Origin of the sequence: Lachnoclostridium sp. An14, from assembly GCF_002160755.1 — a bacterium.
Taxonomy (GTDB): Bacteria; Bacillota; Clostridia; order Lachnospirales; family Lachnospiraceae; genus Lachnoclostridium_A.
Genome location: NZ_NFLE01000087.1, coordinates 1 through 812, shown reverse-complemented (window position 1 = coordinate 812; position 812 = coordinate 1). Strand labels below are relative to the sequence as shown.

1 pseudogene is annotated in these 812 nt (G+C 60.2%); it reads right to left on the bottom strand.

Annotated features, from left to right (window positions below):
* Positions 1–812, bottom strand: a pseudogene (locus B5E84_RS20210) (chromosome segregation protein SMC); the annotation flags it as partial.

Here is an 812-nt window from a genome sequence, read left to right as displayed (position 1 = left end):
TACCCATCCTCAATGATGATGCTGCATTCCCCTCCGGTGCTCACGCGGGTGGCGATCGCCTGGAGCCCTTCCTGCTCCAGCCAGGCCCCGAACTCCGCCAGGGTTTTCATGTCCATCTGCTCCAGCTTGTCAAGCAGCACAAACCCGCACTGAGGGTTCAGTTTCCGGACAATCGCGGTGGCCACCTTTAACCGGTCGGAACCGGACATATTGTCCCACTTCTGCCCCTGGTAAACCAGCTCCCCTTCGGATACGGACAGGCCCGGAAGGGGCAGGGGGGCGTGGTTTAACAGCTCTGTCTGGGCGTCCCGCACCTGTGTGATCCTGGCCGTGAGCCTGGAATACTGGTCTGTGTAATCCTGGGCATCTTCCTCCGCCTTTTCCTTATCCAGGTTGGCACGGACCTTCCGGTTGATCTCATCGATCTCTGCAATGCTCCGCTCCAGCTCCGCCGTTGATTCATCCACCAGGTCCTCCGCGGACTTCCTCGCCGTCTGGAGGTCATCTTCCAGGACAGTCTGGCGCCGTAACAGCCGGGACAGTTCTTCCGTCACCTGCTGGTATTCCTGCTCCAGGCGGTGTAAGTTCTCCCGTTTCCGCTGGTTCTCCCCATTCTGGGCCAGGATCGCCTGCTGTTTCCGGATTAAGTCTGCCGCGGACACGATTTCCTTGGGCGCGTCCGGGTAATAGGTTTGTTCCTCCGCAAACTTCCGCTTTCGGTCCGCGATCTGGCCGATGGCCAGCCGCTCGTTGTACAGGCGTTTCTCCTCCTGCTCCAGCTCCGTCAGACGGTCCCCGACCCCGATGATCTG